The organism is Mucilaginibacter pankratovii, assembly GCF_014773265.1.
Lineage (GTDB): Bacteria > Bacteroidota > Bacteroidia > Sphingobacteriales > Sphingobacteriaceae > Mucilaginibacter > Mucilaginibacter pankratovii.
In genome coordinates this window covers 20,271-35,329 of record NZ_JACWMY010000006.1, presented here as the reverse complement: position 1 = coordinate 35,329, position 15,059 = coordinate 20,271, and the positions used below count along the sequence as shown (strand labels likewise).

Annotated in this window: 10 protein-coding genes; 3 read left to right on the top strand and 7 right to left on the bottom strand. The window is 44.7% G+C overall.

Annotation, left to right across the window (positions count from 1 at the left end):
- Position 1 precedes the first annotated feature (1 nt).
- The 5 genes from IDJ77_RS12755 to IDJ77_RS12735 form a co-directional block, all read right to left on the bottom strand.
- The gene (locus IDJ77_RS12755) at positions 2-2,479 is read right to left on the bottom strand and encodes a TonB-dependent receptor (protein ID WP_224751083.1); all 2,478 of its coding nucleotides are present in this window, start codon (positions 2,477-2,479) and stop codon (positions 2-4) included.
- Between the two features lie 92 nt (positions 2,480-2,571).
- Positions 2,572-3,156, bottom strand: a complete 585-nt coding sequence (ruvC, locus tag IDJ77_RS12750; protein WP_191189349.1) for a crossover junction endodeoxyribonuclease RuvC — start codon at positions 3,154-3,156, stop codon at positions 2,572-2,574.
- Between the two features lie 20 nt (positions 3,157-3,176).
- Complete coding sequence (aat, locus tag IDJ77_RS12745) at positions 3,177-3,815, bottom strand: leucyl/phenylalanyl-tRNA--protein transferase (RefSeq protein WP_191189348.1); 639 nt, start codon at positions 3,813-3,815, stop codon at positions 3,177-3,179.
- Positions 3,816-3,825: 10 nt separating this feature from the next.
- A complete protein-coding gene (locus IDJ77_RS12740; protein WP_191189347.1) occupies positions 3,826-5,757 on the bottom strand; it encodes a DUF3857 domain-containing protein in 1,932 nt (643 codons plus the stop codon).
- Between the two features lie 2 nt (positions 5,758-5,759).
- Entirely contained in the window at positions 5,760-7,679 is a 1,920-nt protein-coding gene (locus IDJ77_RS12735; protein WP_191189346.1) for a DUF3857 domain-containing protein, read from the bottom strand.
- Positions 7,680-7,796: 117 nt separating this feature from the next.
- Between IDJ77_RS12735 and IDJ77_RS12730 the strand changes: the two genes are divergently transcribed.
- The 3 genes from IDJ77_RS12730 to IDJ77_RS12720 all read left to right on the top strand — a co-directional run bounded on the left by IDJ77_RS12730 (position 7,797) and on the right by IDJ77_RS12720 (position 12,491).
- Positions 7,797-9,179 (top strand): DUF1800 domain-containing protein, encoded by a 1,383-nt coding sequence (locus tag IDJ77_RS12730; RefSeq protein WP_191189345.1) that lies wholly within the window; start codon positions 7,797-7,799, stop codon positions 9,177-9,179.
- 102 nt (positions 9,180-9,281) lie between these two features.
- Positions 9,282-10,481 (top strand): DUF1501 domain-containing protein, encoded by a 1,200-nt coding sequence (locus tag IDJ77_RS12725; RefSeq protein WP_191189344.1) that lies wholly within the window; start codon positions 9,282-9,284, stop codon positions 10,479-10,481.
- Positions 10,482-10,637: 156 nt separating this feature from the next.
- A complete protein-coding gene (locus IDJ77_RS12720; protein WP_191189343.1) occupies positions 10,638-12,491 on the top strand; it encodes a sensor histidine kinase in 1,854 nt (617 codons plus the stop codon).
- Position 12,492: 1 nt separating this feature from the next.
- On the opposite strand, the gene hisS is transcribed toward IDJ77_RS12720, so the two are convergent.
- Both hisS and IDJ77_RS12710 read right to left on the bottom strand, forming a co-directional pair.
- Positions 12,493-13,866: a histidine--tRNA ligase gene (hisS, locus tag IDJ77_RS12715; protein WP_191189342.1), complete on the bottom strand. Its 1,374-nt coding sequence runs from the start codon at positions 13,864-13,866 to the stop codon at positions 12,493-12,495.
- Positions 13,867-14,245: 379 nt separating this feature from the next.
- Positions 14,246-14,923, bottom strand: coding sequence for an OmpA family protein (locus IDJ77_RS12710; protein ID WP_191189341.1), 678 nt, complete (start codon positions 14,921-14,923; stop codon positions 14,246-14,248).
- Positions 14,924-15,059 lie beyond the last annotated feature (136 nt).

Below are 15,059 nucleotides of genomic sequence, written 5' to 3'. Positions count from 1 at the left end.
TTTAAAATTTGTAATTGGCGCTTAAAACCACCTGGCGTAAACGCTGTGGGTTAATAGTGGTATAACCTGTATAGTAACGTTTGTTGGCCAGGTTATTTACGGCTAAGCCAAAGCGGTATTTTGCTTTATCGTAAAACAGGTTGCTGTTGAGGATAGTGTAGGCAGGCAACGAGAAAGTACCTTCTGCAGCGCTGTTGATGATCTTGTTTTTGCTTACATAATTGCCACCGAAACCGATACCCAAACCTTTAATGGCGCTCTCGGGCAGGCGGTAGCTCACGTAAAAGTTAGCCATGTAAGGCGAACCTGCCGTATTTGGACGGTAGCCGATGATAGAAGCGTCGCCGCCTGTGTACTTAGAATCGTTGTAAGCAAAACCGGCTACGATGTTCACAGAGAGGATAGGATTAGCAATTACTTCAGCCTCGAAGCCTTTGCTCACCTGGGTACCATCCTGCACCTGGGCAAAGTACGGTAAGCCCGCTATAGAACGTAGGGTGTTGGTAACCTTTATGCGGTAGTAGCTCAGCGTACTGTTCAATTTACCGTCAAACAAAGAAAGTTTAACACCACCTTCTGCCTGGTTGGCGTTTTGCAGCTTTGCTATTACGGATTCGTTGCTAGCGTTGGTGAATAAACCCGGGTTAGAGAAACCGTTTTGGTAGTTGGCAAACAACGATACCTGGTCTTTAACCGGCTGAAATATCAGGCCGAATTTTGGCGAAAATGCTGTTTGATTAAACGGCTTTGATGATTGCGTACCATCCAGCAGGTAAGAACCTTTATTTTGGTAGTTATCTACACGGGCACCTATCGAAGCGATCAAGGTTTCGGTTAGATTGATAACATCTGATGCGTAGGCACTGTAAGTATTAGTACGGTAGATGTAGGGATAGGTATTTGCATTGGTAAGCGGGTTAGCCGCTACAGTAGCATCAACCAATTGTTTGTTAAACGCGCCGTAATCAAACGACGGGTCGTTAATCGGCGCTATACCGTATTGGTTGCCGTAATAGATCTGGCGTGAGTTTTGGCGCTGGAAATCTAAACCAACCACAAAACGGTGGCGCATACCGCCAATGTTAAAGTCGCCGTTGATATTTTCCTGGATCTCGGTAGCCGCGAATTTACTGTCGGCGGTAGACTGGTCGTTACGGAAAATGTAGTTATTGTTACCCGGCAAATTTGGTTTAGACGGATCAAGCGCAACAGCTGTTTCATCTGTAATTAGGTAATAATAAGGGCTTGGGCCGTTAGAAAAACTGTGGGTATTTGAAAAAACAGTTTGTGACGTAAGCTTATCAGAGAACTTGTACTTAGCTTCCGCATAGTAGTTTGAGCTGCGGGAGTAAGATGTGATGTTATCGTTTGAGTATGCGTTCTTGTAATCGATATTGAGCTGACTAACATCGGTTATGCCCATATCCTTCGGGGTATTATAAAAGAAGAAGAAAGGTTTGGCAGAGTTACGGCCGGCATACACTTCTGCCTCTAATAAGAAAGATAATTTATCGTTTGCTTTAATGGCCAGGCTTGGCATAGCAGCAAAAGAGCGGCTTTTACCATAGTTTTGAAAGCTGCCTTCGTAATTATAAGCGGTATTTAAACGGAAAGAAACGTTTGAGCCGAGCGGCGTGTTCAAATCAATAGAGGTACGGCTAAGATCATAGTTACCTACCGTGTGGCCAATTTCTAAGCCAAAGCTTTCGTAAGGTTTTTTAGTTACCCTGTTTATTAAACCGCCGTATGAAGATACTACACTGCCAAATAAAGTAGCAGAAGGGCCCTTTATTACTTCCAGTTTTTCGATGTTAATGGCATCTATACCGCTGGTTACCAAACCGGCAATACCGTTGCGCAAACGGGTTTGGGTAACAAAGCCACGTAAGGTAAAGTAGCCGCCGCCATCGCCTGCGCGGTTGGTAGCATCCCACATTTTTTGTATGCCCGATACATTACGCAAAGCATCCTCTACGTTGTAAACCTGCTGCTCTTTAAGCAATTCGCTGGTGATGGTGCTGTAGCTTTGTGCATTCTCTAAGTTGGCCAGCGGGATCTTTGCAGCATCCACGCTTATTTTACGGGTAAAACGGTTAGCGCGGTTTGCAATAACGTTCACCTCGCTCAATTGCGAAAGGCTGGCATTGATAGTTATTTGCGGAACGGTAGTTGTTTGGCCTGCCACAACGGTAACCGGCACCTCTATGCGCTGAACGCCCACGTAAGAAATAATTAAGGTATAGGTACCTGCCGCGGCTTTAAAAGAAAACTCGCCTGCATTGTTGGTGGTGCCACCAAAGCCCGTGCCTATTAAACCTACAGATACGTTTTCGGCCAAATCGCCTTTTGAGGTTAACACTTTGCCTGTAACGCTGCCGCGGCGTGCTTGCTGAGCCGATGTATTTAGAGGATTTATTAAAGCTGCTATGAGAGCTATGGCTATGAAAAGTTTAAAATAGATAGGTCGGGATTGCATCATTTTATTAAGACTAATTATAAATAATGCGTCAAAAGTACACCATGCTGACTGTAGTTCCAAATTATTTAGAATAATTATAAATAATAATGGGGTTATTTGGACGAACTTTTTACCCGTGAGGCATTATCCTTCACAAAGGTATCCCAGCCCGAATAAGATTTTTTGCTTTTACCGCCCGATATGGGTACGCGCTGAAAGGAGTGGCACACGGCTACGGCCAAACCATCCGTTGCATCTAAAAAATCGGGAGTTTCTTTAAACTTCAGCAGGGTTTGCAGCATGGCGGCAACCTGCTCTTTGGTAGCGTTACCGTTGCCGGTGATTGATTGTTTTATTTTACGGGGTGCGTATTCGGTAATTACGATGTTACGGGAGAGCGCCGCAGCTATGGCCATTCCCTGGGCGCGGCCCAGCTTAAGCATCACCTGGATGTTTTTCCCGTAAAAGGGCGCTTCGATGGCCAGGCAGTCGGGTTTGTAATTATCTATAAGCGCCACTGTTTTCTCGAAGATGCGCTGCAGCTTCAGCATGTGGTCGTCTATCTTTTCCATCTTCACCACGCCAAGGCTTATCAGTTCTATTTTGGGGCCTTTCTCCAGCACCAGCCCGTAACCCATTACGGCGGTGCCCGGGTCTATCCCTAAAATTATACGTTCCTTGTTGTTAGGTTCATCCATCTGCGCTACAAAACTAAGCTTTAGGCAATGGATTTATGCAGCATGCTGATATATTCTTCGCGGCTTATCATGGCGGCGCCCATGCTTTCGAGGTGTTCTGTATAAACCTGGCAGTCTATCAGCTTGTATTTTCCTGTTTGGCACAACCAGATGAGCGCTGTTTTTGAGGCATTGCTTACCCGGCTAAACATGCTTTCGCCGCAGAACACATTACCTGCTTTGATGCCATAGAGGCCGCCAACCAGTTCTCCGCCCTGCCAAACTTCTACCGAGTGGGCATACCCCTGCCGGTGCAGTTTTATGTAAGCGGCTTTCATATCGGCGGTTATCCAGGTACCGTCCTGCCCCTCGCGGCTGGCTGACGAACATGCGGCTATCACATCAGCAAAGCATTTATTAGTGGTAACGGTAAACGTTCCGGCATTCAGCACCTTGCGCATAGATTTGGAGATCTTTAACCTATCGGGGAAAAGCACAAAGCGCTGGTGCGGCGAAAACCACAGAATGGGTTCATCCTCACTATACCAGGGAAATATACCATTGGCATAAGCTTGCAATAATCGTTCGGTAGAAAGGTCGCCACCTACAGCCAGCAGGCCATCCTCTTCGGCAAGTGCAGGGTCGGGAAATAGTATGCGCTCATCAAGCCTGAAAATCATTGCGGCAAATTTATGCCTTCTTGCGTATTACCAGCTTTTTATTTTGCGCCTTGGCTACGGCATCCATATAAACCTGCATTTCGTTGTACTTGGCCGCGGGCACTACCTGGCTGGTTAAATTAAACTTCGCGGTGCTTACCACCTGGTTCTTTGCAGCATCGTAAACATAATTCACCTCGTAATTGCCGTAGCTGAATTTTAATGATTGATTAGTTGGCAGGGTTTCTACCTCAAAACCAGCGGGCAGGTCTATCGTGGTAACGCAGGATTTTTGCAAAGGATGATCAAAATAGAAATCAGTTTTGCGTTTCTCTAAAACGGGCACGGTAAGGCGCCAAAGATCGAACACCCGCGGGCGGTAGAAATTTTTGTTCCCCGCGGCTATGTCGCAAAACTTCTCGTAGACAAGCTCTATATCAACTTCCTTTACGCCGTCCTTATCATCGGCAGGTACCAATTCCAAAGCAGACGGCTGCTTCATATTGAGCAAACGGATCAGGTATTCCTTCTGGTCATCAAGTTTCATGGCGGCAATGCCTATGTACTGCGAGCGGTATTCACCGGTGTTAAAAAGCTTTAGTTTTGCTTTGGCACCGCCATCGGCATTTAGCACAATATGCACCTCGCTTTTAAACTGGTGATCGGCGCCTGTACTTTTAGGTGTATTTACAAGTTTACCGCCCTCTTCGGTAACGAGCAGGGCGTTGCGGTTTTCGGTAAAAGGGCCCAGCTTGCCAAAAGGGGCGGTGCTGCTTGTGCACTCCAGCCAGGTGGTATCGCCCTTAAATGGTATGCAGAGGATCTCGTGGTTAAACTGGTTTACGGGGAAAGATACATCTGCAGGTTGCTCATTTTCGCCTCCTTTGATAATGGCATGATAGGACTGTATGTTAACCGCCTTTAGCAGCGTGTACATATAGTTGGAGAGCGCCTTGCAATCGCCATACTTTTTTTCATCTACAAAAGCAGCCGGGAATGGCTTTAAACCTCCAATACCCAGTTGGATGCTTACATAACGCATATTGCGCTGCATATACTCGTACAAAAACTTTGCTTTTTCCTTATCTGTTTTCAGGCCTTCGGTCATTTTTTGTATTTCGGCAACCCGCGCCGGGCTCAGCGTGCTTACGTCGGCATAAAGGGCCTGGATCCATTTGCCGAAGTTTTGCCAGGTGCTGATATTTCCCGGCATGCCGTAATACTCAAAATCACTTGTAGCGAAGGAGATGGCGGGTAATACCTGCCAGCTCTCGGCCCCATCTTCTAATTTGATCGCCTTTAGGTTGGATGCCTGCCACAAGTAGCTATCGGTAACGCCTGCCGAGGTTTTAACGGGTTTAATGGTGGTATTTTTAGTTAGATACCTAAAACCGGCGTTATTGGCAATGGATACCCGGTAGTATGAATTTTGTACGGATTGCTCGTCGTGCTGAATGGTCCACTGGCCAAGGTCCATCAGGCTTTTATAATCCTCATCATAAATAAACTCTACCGTTGTGGGGTAGGATGCCACCGTGTGCGACATAACGAGCAAGCGGTCATCGCTTACAATTGTTTCGCCGGAAACCGCGGAATGATCGTACATCTCGCTTTTTTTGTACTTCTTTATCATCACGCCAGCCGCGTTGTAAACCTTCATTTCGAACGACCCAACCGAGCTGAACTTTTTATTGTACGATAGTACTTCCTCTGCTTCGTTATTAGCCTTTTCGTTCAATATAGTGATGATGGAGTGCACCTGCATGGTAGCCTTGCCGGGGCCTTTCACAATCATTTCTTCCATATAATACCGCACTACCGAATTGGCGTCTTCCTTTAACGAATCGGGAATGGTGGAAGCAACATACAGTTCTGCCGGGATCTTTTTATCCTGCGCTATGGCAAAACCATTAAAGCCAAACCCCAATACCAGCAGGGCCAACAAATGTTTAAAGATCTTCATGTTTAAGATTTTTTTAAAACGATCTGTTCATTCATCATTTCGTACATGCGCTTATAAAACTCATGAAAATCGGGATAGTCTTCCTTAAAAAAAATCGATTTTTTGCTATCTATCACGTAACGTACCGCTATCGTGCCATCTTGTTCTGCAATTATCCGCCTAAAAGTTATGCTGGCATCGGGCATAGCCATGCTGGCACTTTTTGGCAGCGATTCTACCTTGTATCCGGCAGGTATTTTATATCTGCCAACCAGCGTAAAACCATTGCGATAACCAAAGTCGATATCGGTAAAGCGGTTTGTACTTAAAAAGGGACTGGTTTTGGCGGCACCCAACACATTGGGGTTTAAGTAAATGTAGTTATCGTCAGACCCGGTAAGATCCAGGTTAAAATCCATGGATTGTTTCAACGGCAGCGTATCAATATCCATATCTTCCATCTTGATATTTGATATTTTCAGGCTGTTGTTATCATCCCTTAAATAGTCTATATATTTTTTTTCTCCGGCGGTTTTATACTTTTCTACAGCATTTACTTTTTTATAGCCATAGTTAACAAGGCTGGCAGTACCGGTTACCTTACTATCGGGTTTTATCTCCGCATTAACCAAAACAAACTGCTTTATTGGGTTTTCATTTTGCAGAAAGATCATCTCGTAACTGTTGGCATCCTTATTCATTGCCAGCCCGAAAGTATTGAGCAGGTTAGCGGGCACCTGGTTATATAAATTGTATTTATTGCTGGCATCCAGCACATATTGTTTTGTGCTATCAACCGGGATGTATGCTACAACATTATTGAATTGGTAACTGTTTGGATAGCCCGGGTTTACCTTCCCGTTGCTTCGTGTACTGGTTAACATGGGGTACACCTTAACGCCCGCTTTTTTCAGCAAATGGCAAACCATCATATTCATCTCGCCCGATGAACCGGTTTTCTTTTCCCATGCTTTACTTACACCATCTTCGGCGTACTTTTCATAGCGCTCGTTCCACTTCATGGTGTTTTTTACTTCAGCAAATATGTAGGCTATCTTTTCGTCATCGGTTTTCATGGCCTTAGCCTTGGCTATAATAACTTCTTCGCCGGTTAATTTTTTACCCAGTTGGCCCCCGAGCTCCTCATCATCCATCATATCGGCGCCTACTTTAGCCCAGGTATCCGAAAAGTTTTGCGAAAATCCTCCTTTTATACTAAGCAGTTGAAAAAGTAACCGTTGCGCGTTATCAGCCTTTGTAGTCATAAAAGGTTCATCAGGGATAGACGGTATATTGGCAATGGCCCGGGTCCTGGTGTTGCTGCCATCGGTTTTATCTACCGCGTAGGGCTGCACTCTGTTTTCGAGGTTTTTAAAATAGAGCAACTCGTGTATGTTAGTTTTTAGCTCACTGTAGCGGTTAGGCAGATCGCCTTGAAAATACCAATCCGGAAAGTTCCAGAATCTTTGATCGGTAACGGTATATTTATACTCCAGTACCGAGCCGGGCTGTACGTTAGGGAAGGAAAAAACAAGCGCCGAATGGTTTTTGTCGACCACTTCGGTAAATATTTGCTTTTTATCAACTTTTATAATCTCTATATTTCCGTTATTCAGGTTGATGGTTTGGGCCTGCAAACCGGTAATGTATTGCATGCGGTTTGCGCTATAGTATTCTATGCGGACGTTGCCTTCATCTTTTGCGTTGGTATTAAATATTTTTGTGCGCCTGTGCCGGTTAGATACAATGTTGGCTTGCTGGTCATAATAAACCTCGGCTTTATTGAAAAGGATCATCGCGTTTGCGTCCTTCTCAAAATCACATGATTTTAGTTCGAGGTCGGCTTTATCAATTTTGCCGAAAGGTTGGGTTGCCGGGGTGGTTTGCGCTTTAACAGTAAAGGTAATTGCACAAGCCAGAATGAGGGTAAAGGTTTTGATCATATAGCTAATTAGGATTAGGCCACACGAATATAACACGCGCTTTTGATACTTTTACAGCTCGAACGTTTTTTAATTAAAATAAATTAAACCCTATCGGCCCCCACTTGTCATAAGTACATGGTAAGCAATATAAAGCATATCCGGCATTTATACGCCCGGGCGAGTTTCGGCATTCGTTTTGAGGAGTTGAAGCAGGCAGAAAACTTATCTGTTAAGGAGGCCGTAGCCGGTTTGTTTAAGGCATCCGAAGATATCAGCCCCGCCAATATTATAGCAGGAAACATTAGCTATAAGAATTTCCTGCTGGCAAACGAAGGCACCAAAAAGATGTTTTTACAGGAGCAGCGGCAGCAGGAAAAAGCCCTCAATATCGATTGGGTAAACAAGATGAGTACCAGCGATGCCCAGCTCAGGGAGAAGATGACGTTATTTTGGCATAACCATTTTGCTTGCCGTACTCCAAATGCCTGGTATGCACAGCAGCTGAATAATATTCAGCGCAGTAATGCTATTGGCAATTTTAAAACGCTGCTGATGGGGGTATCCAAAGCCCCGGCTATGCTACAGTTTTTAAATAACCAGCAAAACCAGAAAAACCACCCTAACGAAAATTTCGCGCGCGAGCTGATGGAGCTTTTTACTATTGGCCGCGGCAATTATACCGAACAAGATGTAAAAGAATCGGCAAGGGCCTTTACGGGCTGGGGCTTTAATAAGGAAGGCAGCTTTGTTGCCCGGCCTGCTTTGCACGATACCGGGCAAAAAACCTTTTTAGGCAATACCGGCAATTTCGGCGGCGAGGATATCATCAACATATTGCTAACTAAGAAAGAGACGGCCCGTTTCATTTGCACTAAATTGTACAAATACTTTGTAAACGAAGTGCCGGATGCTTTGCATATAAACGCAATGGCCGATGTGTTTTACAGCAACAATTATGAGATAAAGCCACTGTTGGAGTTTGTTTTTACCGCCGATTGGTTTTATGCCGATAAAAATACCGGCAACCTGATAAAAGCCCCCGTTGAATTCATTGTGGGGCTTAACAGGCAGTTTTATATCACCTATCAAAATCCCGATGTGGTTTTACAATTTGAGCGGGCATTAGGCCAGGTACTATTTTATCCGCCAAACGTAGCTGGCTGGCCTGGCGGCAAAAATTGGATAGACAGCTCATCGCTGATGTATCGCATCAAGATCCCGTCAACCGTGTTAAACGGCGGCGTAATTGAGTTTAGTGGCAAGGTTGACCCCGAAGACGAGGCGTTTATAGCCACCACGCGCAATCAAAAACAAGCGGTAACCACAAAAGTACAAGCAGAAGTGGATTGGGACAGATTTTTTAAAAGCATCCCTAAAAGCGCAAGCAAAACAACCATTGCGCAAACGATACTGGCGCCTGCGCTAACAAGCAGCGTTACGGAGATCATAAATAAAACCAATGATACAAAAGCATTGGTAATAGAACTGGTATCAACGCCTGAGTATCAACTGTGCTGAGCAATGAGTGAGGGAACGAATGAGTGAAGGAGCGAATGATTGAAGCAATGAATGTTACATCCGACATTCGCTCATTCACTCATTCAAAATTAAAACATTACTATGAAACGCAGAGATTTTTTAAGGAGTTCGGCACTGGCATCGGGGGCATTTTTGATCCCCTCGTTTTTGAAACCATTGGAAGCAATGGCCATGGGCGATATGTCTGGCTATAAAAACATGGTTATTATACAGCTGTCCGGCGGAAACGACGGTCTCAATACAATTGTGCCTTATGGTAATGATATCTACTATCAAAAACGCAAAACCATCGCCATGCAACAGCCCGACATTATAAAGCTTACAGATATGCAGGGGCTTAATCCCAACCTATCGGCGCTAAAAGAAATTTACGACCAGGGCTGGATGGGCGTTATCAATTCGGTAGGGTACCCAAACCCGGATAGGTCGCATTTTCGTTCGATGGATATATGGCAAACAGGCAGCGATGCCAACCAGTTTTTAACCACCGGCTGGATAGGCCGTTATCTCGATTCGACCTGCAGCACTTGTAAAGACCCCTACACGGCTATTGAGGTGGACGACACCCTCTCATTAGCTATGAAAGGCACTAAAATGAAAGGCATTGCTGTGGAAAATCCGGCCAAATTATACCAGGCCACGCGCGACCCCTTCTTTAAACAATTGGTACATCAGCATGATAGCGCTAACCTTAATGAGGACAACTTAGGCTATCTGTATAAAACCATGATAGAAACCTATTCATCAGCAGATTATATTCAGCAAACATCAAAAACATATAACACCACTGCCCCCTATCCGCAAACTGCATTCGCCAACCAGCTTAAAAGTGTTGCCAAGTTTATCAACTCCGGTTTAAAAACACGGGTGTATTATGTATCGTTAAGTGGGTTTGATACCCACACCGGCCAACAAAACCAGCAGGGCCGGCAGTTGAAAATTTATGGTGATGCAGTTGCTGCCTTTGTAAAAGACCTGAAGCAAGCCAATAAACTGGATGACACGCTGGTGATGACGTTCTCGGAATTTGGCCGCCGTGTAGAGCAAAACGCCAGCAACGGTACCGATCATGGCACCGCTAACAACGTAATGATCTTTGGCGGCAATCTAAAAAAGCAGGGCATTTATAATAATGCGCCAAACCTTGCCAAATTGGATAATGGCGACCTGAAATACGAGATAGATTTTAGGGACGTTTACGCCACCCTGCTTGATAAATGGCTTAACGTAAACAACAGCCAGGTACTCAACAAGAATTTCGCCGGCTTGAATTTTATATAAGCCACACAGGCGAACATTTAAGTCCACTTGTCGTTTACTCCCCTTAAAGGGACTTCTTTGCACAAAAACACCATTCCTGTAAGTACTTTTCATTAATTAACGGTATTGTTGTATTTTACATAGAATTAAATTGCCGCTACGAGCCCTTGCGAACTGATGGAGAATATCTACAAAATTATTCTTGAAGAAACCCTTGCCGGATATTGGGATTACCAGGTTAAAGAAAATACGGTAGTGCTAAGCCCGGCGTTTAAGGCCATATTTGGCTACCAGGACCATGAGCTGGCCAATTCAACAGATACCTGGGCTAAACTCATTGTAGAAGAGGACCGCCCGCGTATGGATAAATGTGTAACCGAACATTATTTAAGCCATGGCTTAAAGCCATACAATATTGATGTTAGGTACAAGCACAAAAATGGATCGATAGTTTGGGTAAATACCACCGGCCGGGTAATAGAATGGGATGGCGACGAACCCGTGCGCATGGTGGGCTGCCATTTAGACATCAGCAAAAAAAAGAAGACCGAACTGAGCCTTGAAATTAGCGAAGAAACTTTCAGGAACGCCTTTGAGCATTCATCTATCGGCATGGTGCTGGTATCTACCGAAGGGAAATTCCTTAAAGTAAATAAAAGCATCTGCGCTATGCTGGGTTATACGGCGGAAGAACTGATAACCAAAACATTCCAGGAAATAACCCACCCCGACGACCTGGAAGCCGACCTCAGCCTGCTGCAAAAAACGCTGAACAAAGAGATAAAAAATTACCAGATGGAAAAACGCTATTTTACCAAAAGCGGGAAAGTTATCTGGATAGTTTTGAATGTATCACTGGTACGGGACGAGGAGGAGGAGCCGCTGTATTTTGTATCGCAGATAAAGGATATTACCGAACGTAAAAAAGCAGAGGAAGCGTTGCGCGAAAGTGAGCGCCGCTGGGCATTCGCATCCGAAGGCTCGGGCGGGGGCCTTTGGGATTGGGATATAAAAAACAGGACCATATTCCATTCGGAGCAATGCCTGCGCATGATAGGTATGGAGAACGATAATTTTGGCGCGGTACTGGGCGATTGGACCAGCAGGGTACATCCCGCTGATAAGGGAAAATACCTTGCCGACCTTAAAAAACACCTAAGGGGCGAAACCGAGATCTATACAAACCAGCACCGGGTTTTATGTAAGGACAACACCTACAAGTGGATACTCGACCGCGGTAAGATAATGGAGTATGACGAAAACGACAAGCCTTTACGCGTTATAGGCACCCACACCGATATCACCGAGCAAAAAAACAAAGAAGAACAGCTGCGCGAGTCCCTGGATATGGTTAGCGGCCAAAATAACCGGCTGCTTAATTTCGCTTACATCGTATCACACAACCTGCGCACACACGCCAGCAATTTTAAAATGATAATGGATGTGTTGAGCGACCCGCAAACAAACGATGAAGAAAAGGCAGAGCTGTCTGGCCATTTGATAAATGTATCACAACAGCTAAACGATACTATCACCAATTTAAACGAGGTAGTTTCTATCCAAACCAATATAGATATTCACACGATAGAGCTGAACTTACATAGTTATGTGGAGAAGGCAATAGAATTGCTAAGCAATGATATTGCTATATGGAACGTAGAAATAAATAATCGTATTCCCAAAGATCGCACGCTTATTTATAGCCCGGCTTATCTGGAAAGCATTATGCTTAACTTACTCAGCAATGGCATTAAATACCGGTCGTTAACCAGTGCCCCAAGAATAACCATTGAGTATTTTGAGGAGCAAAATGGAGGACATGGTTTTATTGTTGCTGATAATGGTATCGGCATCGACCTTAAGAAACATGGCGAAGAATTGTTTGGCATGTACAAAACCTTCCATGGCAACCGCGACGCCAAAGGTATGGGGCTGTTCATCACCAAAAACCAGGTAGAATCCTTCGGCGGAAAAATAGAGGTAAGCAGCGAATTGGGTAAAGGAACAACCTTTAAAGTATACCTGGCTTAACTTAACTAATCAGCCTGCTTACTATATCCCCGGCAGATAATTTTTCCTGCACACCGCTTTCCATATTTTTAAAAGCAAGTAAGCCGCTTTGCATTTCGTCGCTGCCTATTAGTACGGTATAGGGGATCTGCTTACTATTGGCGTAATCCATTTGCTTTTTGATTTTGGCACCTGCCGGATACAACTCGGCATTCACACTGCTATTGCGCAGCTTTTGCAGCAATGGCAACGCGTAAATTTCGGCCTGGGTATCAAAGGCTATAATAAGCACCTGGGTACTTTGCTCGGCAGATGCCGGGAAAAGGTTAAGTTCTTCCAGTACATCGTAGATCCGGTCGGCCCCGAAAGAGATGCCTGCGCCGGTTAAACCCTTTAAACCGAACATACCGGTAAGGTCATCGTACCGGCCGCCGCCGCCGATGCTGCCCATCGCAACCTCGTTGGTCTTCACCTCGAAAATGGCGCCGGTATAATAATTAAGCCCACGGGCAAGGGTGATATCTAATTCCAATACTGCCTTTTTAAGCGGGGTGTATTTTAAATAGTTAAATACCGTTTCCAATTCTTCGCAACCCTGCAGGCCGATCTCAGAAGTTTTTAAAGCTTCGCGGAGTTTTTGTAATTTCTCTTCGTTGCTGCCTTCCAGCAAGATAACGGGCTTTAGTTTATCAATATCCGCATCGGTAAAACCGCGTTCCAAAAGCTCTTTTATAACACCATCCAGCCCTATTTTGTCAAGCTTATCAATAGCTACAGTGAGGTCAATAATACTATCGTATTTATCTATAACTTGCGCTATTCCTGATAGGATTTTTCTATTATTAATTTTTATAGTGAAATCCTTTAATCCTAAAAGGCTTAAGGCTTCGTCATATATCATCACAAATTCGGCCTCGTTCAATAAAGAAGCAGAGCCTACCACATCCGCATCGCACTGGTAAAACTCGCGATAGCGGCCCTTCTGCGGCCTGTCGGCACGCCAAACCGGCTGCACCTGGAAGCGTTTGAACGGAAAGGTGATTTCGTTTTGGTGCTGCACTACGTACCGGGCGAATGGCACGGTGAGATCGTAGCGGAGGGCTTTTTCGGAGATGGAGCTGGTTAGCAGATTGGAGTTGCGTTCATCAATTTGCTTATTATCGGCCTTGGCCAAATAATCGCCACTATTCAGCACCTTAAATATTAGTTTATCCCCTTCATCGCCATATTTCCCGGTAAGGGTGCTTAGGTTCTCCATCGTAGGCGTTTCTATTTGCTGATAGCCATATTTGCGGAATACGCCTTTAATGGTATCGAAAATAAAATTACGTTTTGCCATTTCGGCCGGAGAAAAATCGCGGGTGCCCTTGGGTACAGATGGTTTGATGGATGCCATGCCGCAAAGGTACAAAAAACAAACTTCACGTAAACCCGCCTGCTATTGGTTATTCCCCTAAGTTAGCATCCTTGCCCCGTTAGGGGCTACCTGTTTGTAGATCCCAATAGTTCCCATTTTGTGCGCCGTAGGTGCTACCCATAACTATTCAAGTCGGGGGTAGCACCTACGGCGCAAAATTTCCTGTTTTCCATTCTTCTACAAGCAGGTAGCGCCTACGGCGCATTGAGGAATCTGCAAAGTTATTTAGCTACGCGGCCAAACAATGAGTTTCAAAATAAGTCTCAATTTCAAAATGGGAATCGCTTAAAACAACAAAGCCCTCCCGAATAATCGGGAGGGCTTTGGAAACTATTAACTGATCTCTGTTATTTTATACTTATTGTGCGCTGCGGGCCTGGTTTTTCATCTGCTCGTTCGCAACAATTACAATTTCTACACGGCGGTTTTGTGAGCGACCGTCAACTGTAGTATTATCGGCAATTGGTTCGGTTTCGCCTTTACCAGATGTGGATAACCTTGAGTTGGCAACATTTCCAGCTGCTATGAATGATTTCACAGCTTCTGCCCTGCGGATAGAAAGATCCATATTGTGTGCGTCAGAACCGGTGTTATCGGTATGGCCTACAATTAAAATATTTGTTTGCGGGTTGTTTACCAATGATGCAGCAAGGTTTTGCAAGTTGGTACGCGCAGCAGTCTTAAGCGCCGATTTATCAGTATCAAATAAAATACCCGAATCGAATTTCACCAAAATACCTTCGCCTTCGCGGATAACGGTAGCACCCGGTACGGTTTGCTTAATTTCGGCAGCTTGCCTATCCATATTACGGCCAATAAAAGCACCTGCAGTACCACCAACGGCACCACCTATAATAGCGCCCAATGCGGTATTACCTGCTGCTTTACCAATTATAGCCCCTATAGTACCACCGGCACCTGCGCCAATAGCCGCGCCTTTTTGTGTTTTAGTAAGTGAATTACAGCCTGCGCCTAAAACGCCTAATGTAGCTAATGCAATACCGAACGTAGCTATCTTTAATTTTAAAGTCTTCATGTTATTTAGTTGATATGTTTTATACGGAAGTAATTGCAAAGTGGGTGCCAAATAAGACAGATGTTATGTAATAACGGATAATCGGCGGCAGTCTTAAAAAATAATAGTGTAACAACATTTTTTTAATATTTAGGAA

What these genes read in the sequence shown, in the direction of transcription:
- IDJ77_RS12710 (WP_191189341.1), bottom strand. Translation starts at nt 14,923, where the DNA reads ATGAAGACTTTAAAATTAAAGATAGCTACGTTCGGTATTGCATTAGCT.
- IDJ77_RS12720 (WP_191189343.1), top strand. Translation starts at nt 10,638, where the DNA reads ATGGAGAATATCTACAAAATTATTCTTGAAGAAACCCTTGCCGGATAT.
- IDJ77_RS12725 (WP_191189344.1), top strand. Translation starts at nt 9,282, where the DNA reads ATGAAACGCAGAGATTTTTTAAGGAGTTCGGCACTGGCATCGGGGGCA.
- IDJ77_RS12755 (WP_224751083.1), bottom strand. Translation starts at nt 2,479, where the DNA reads ATGATGCAATCCCGACCTATCTATTTTAAACTTTTCATAGCCATAGCT.
- IDJ77_RS12735 (WP_191189346.1), bottom strand. Translation starts at nt 7,679, where the DNA reads ATGATCAAAACCTTTACCCTCATTCTGGCTTGTGCAATTACCTTTACT.
- IDJ77_RS12740 (WP_191189347.1), bottom strand. Translation starts at nt 5,757, where the DNA reads ATGAAGATCTTTAAACATTTGTTGGCCCTGCTGGTATTGGGGTTTGGC.
- IDJ77_RS12730 (WP_191189345.1), top strand. Translation starts at nt 7,797, where the DNA reads ATGGTAAGCAATATAAAGCATATCCGGCATTTATACGCCCGGGCGAGT.
- aat (WP_191189348.1), bottom strand. Translation starts at nt 3,815, where the DNA reads ATGATTTTCAGGCTTGATGAGCGCATACTATTTCCCGACCCTGCACTT.
- hisS (WP_191189342.1), bottom strand. Translation starts at nt 13,866, where the DNA reads ATGGCATCCATCAAACCATCTGTACCCAAGGGCACCCGCGATTTTTCT.
- ruvC (WP_191189349.1), bottom strand. Translation starts at nt 3,156, where the DNA reads ATGGATGAACCTAACAACAAGGAACGTATAATTTTAGGGATAGACCCG.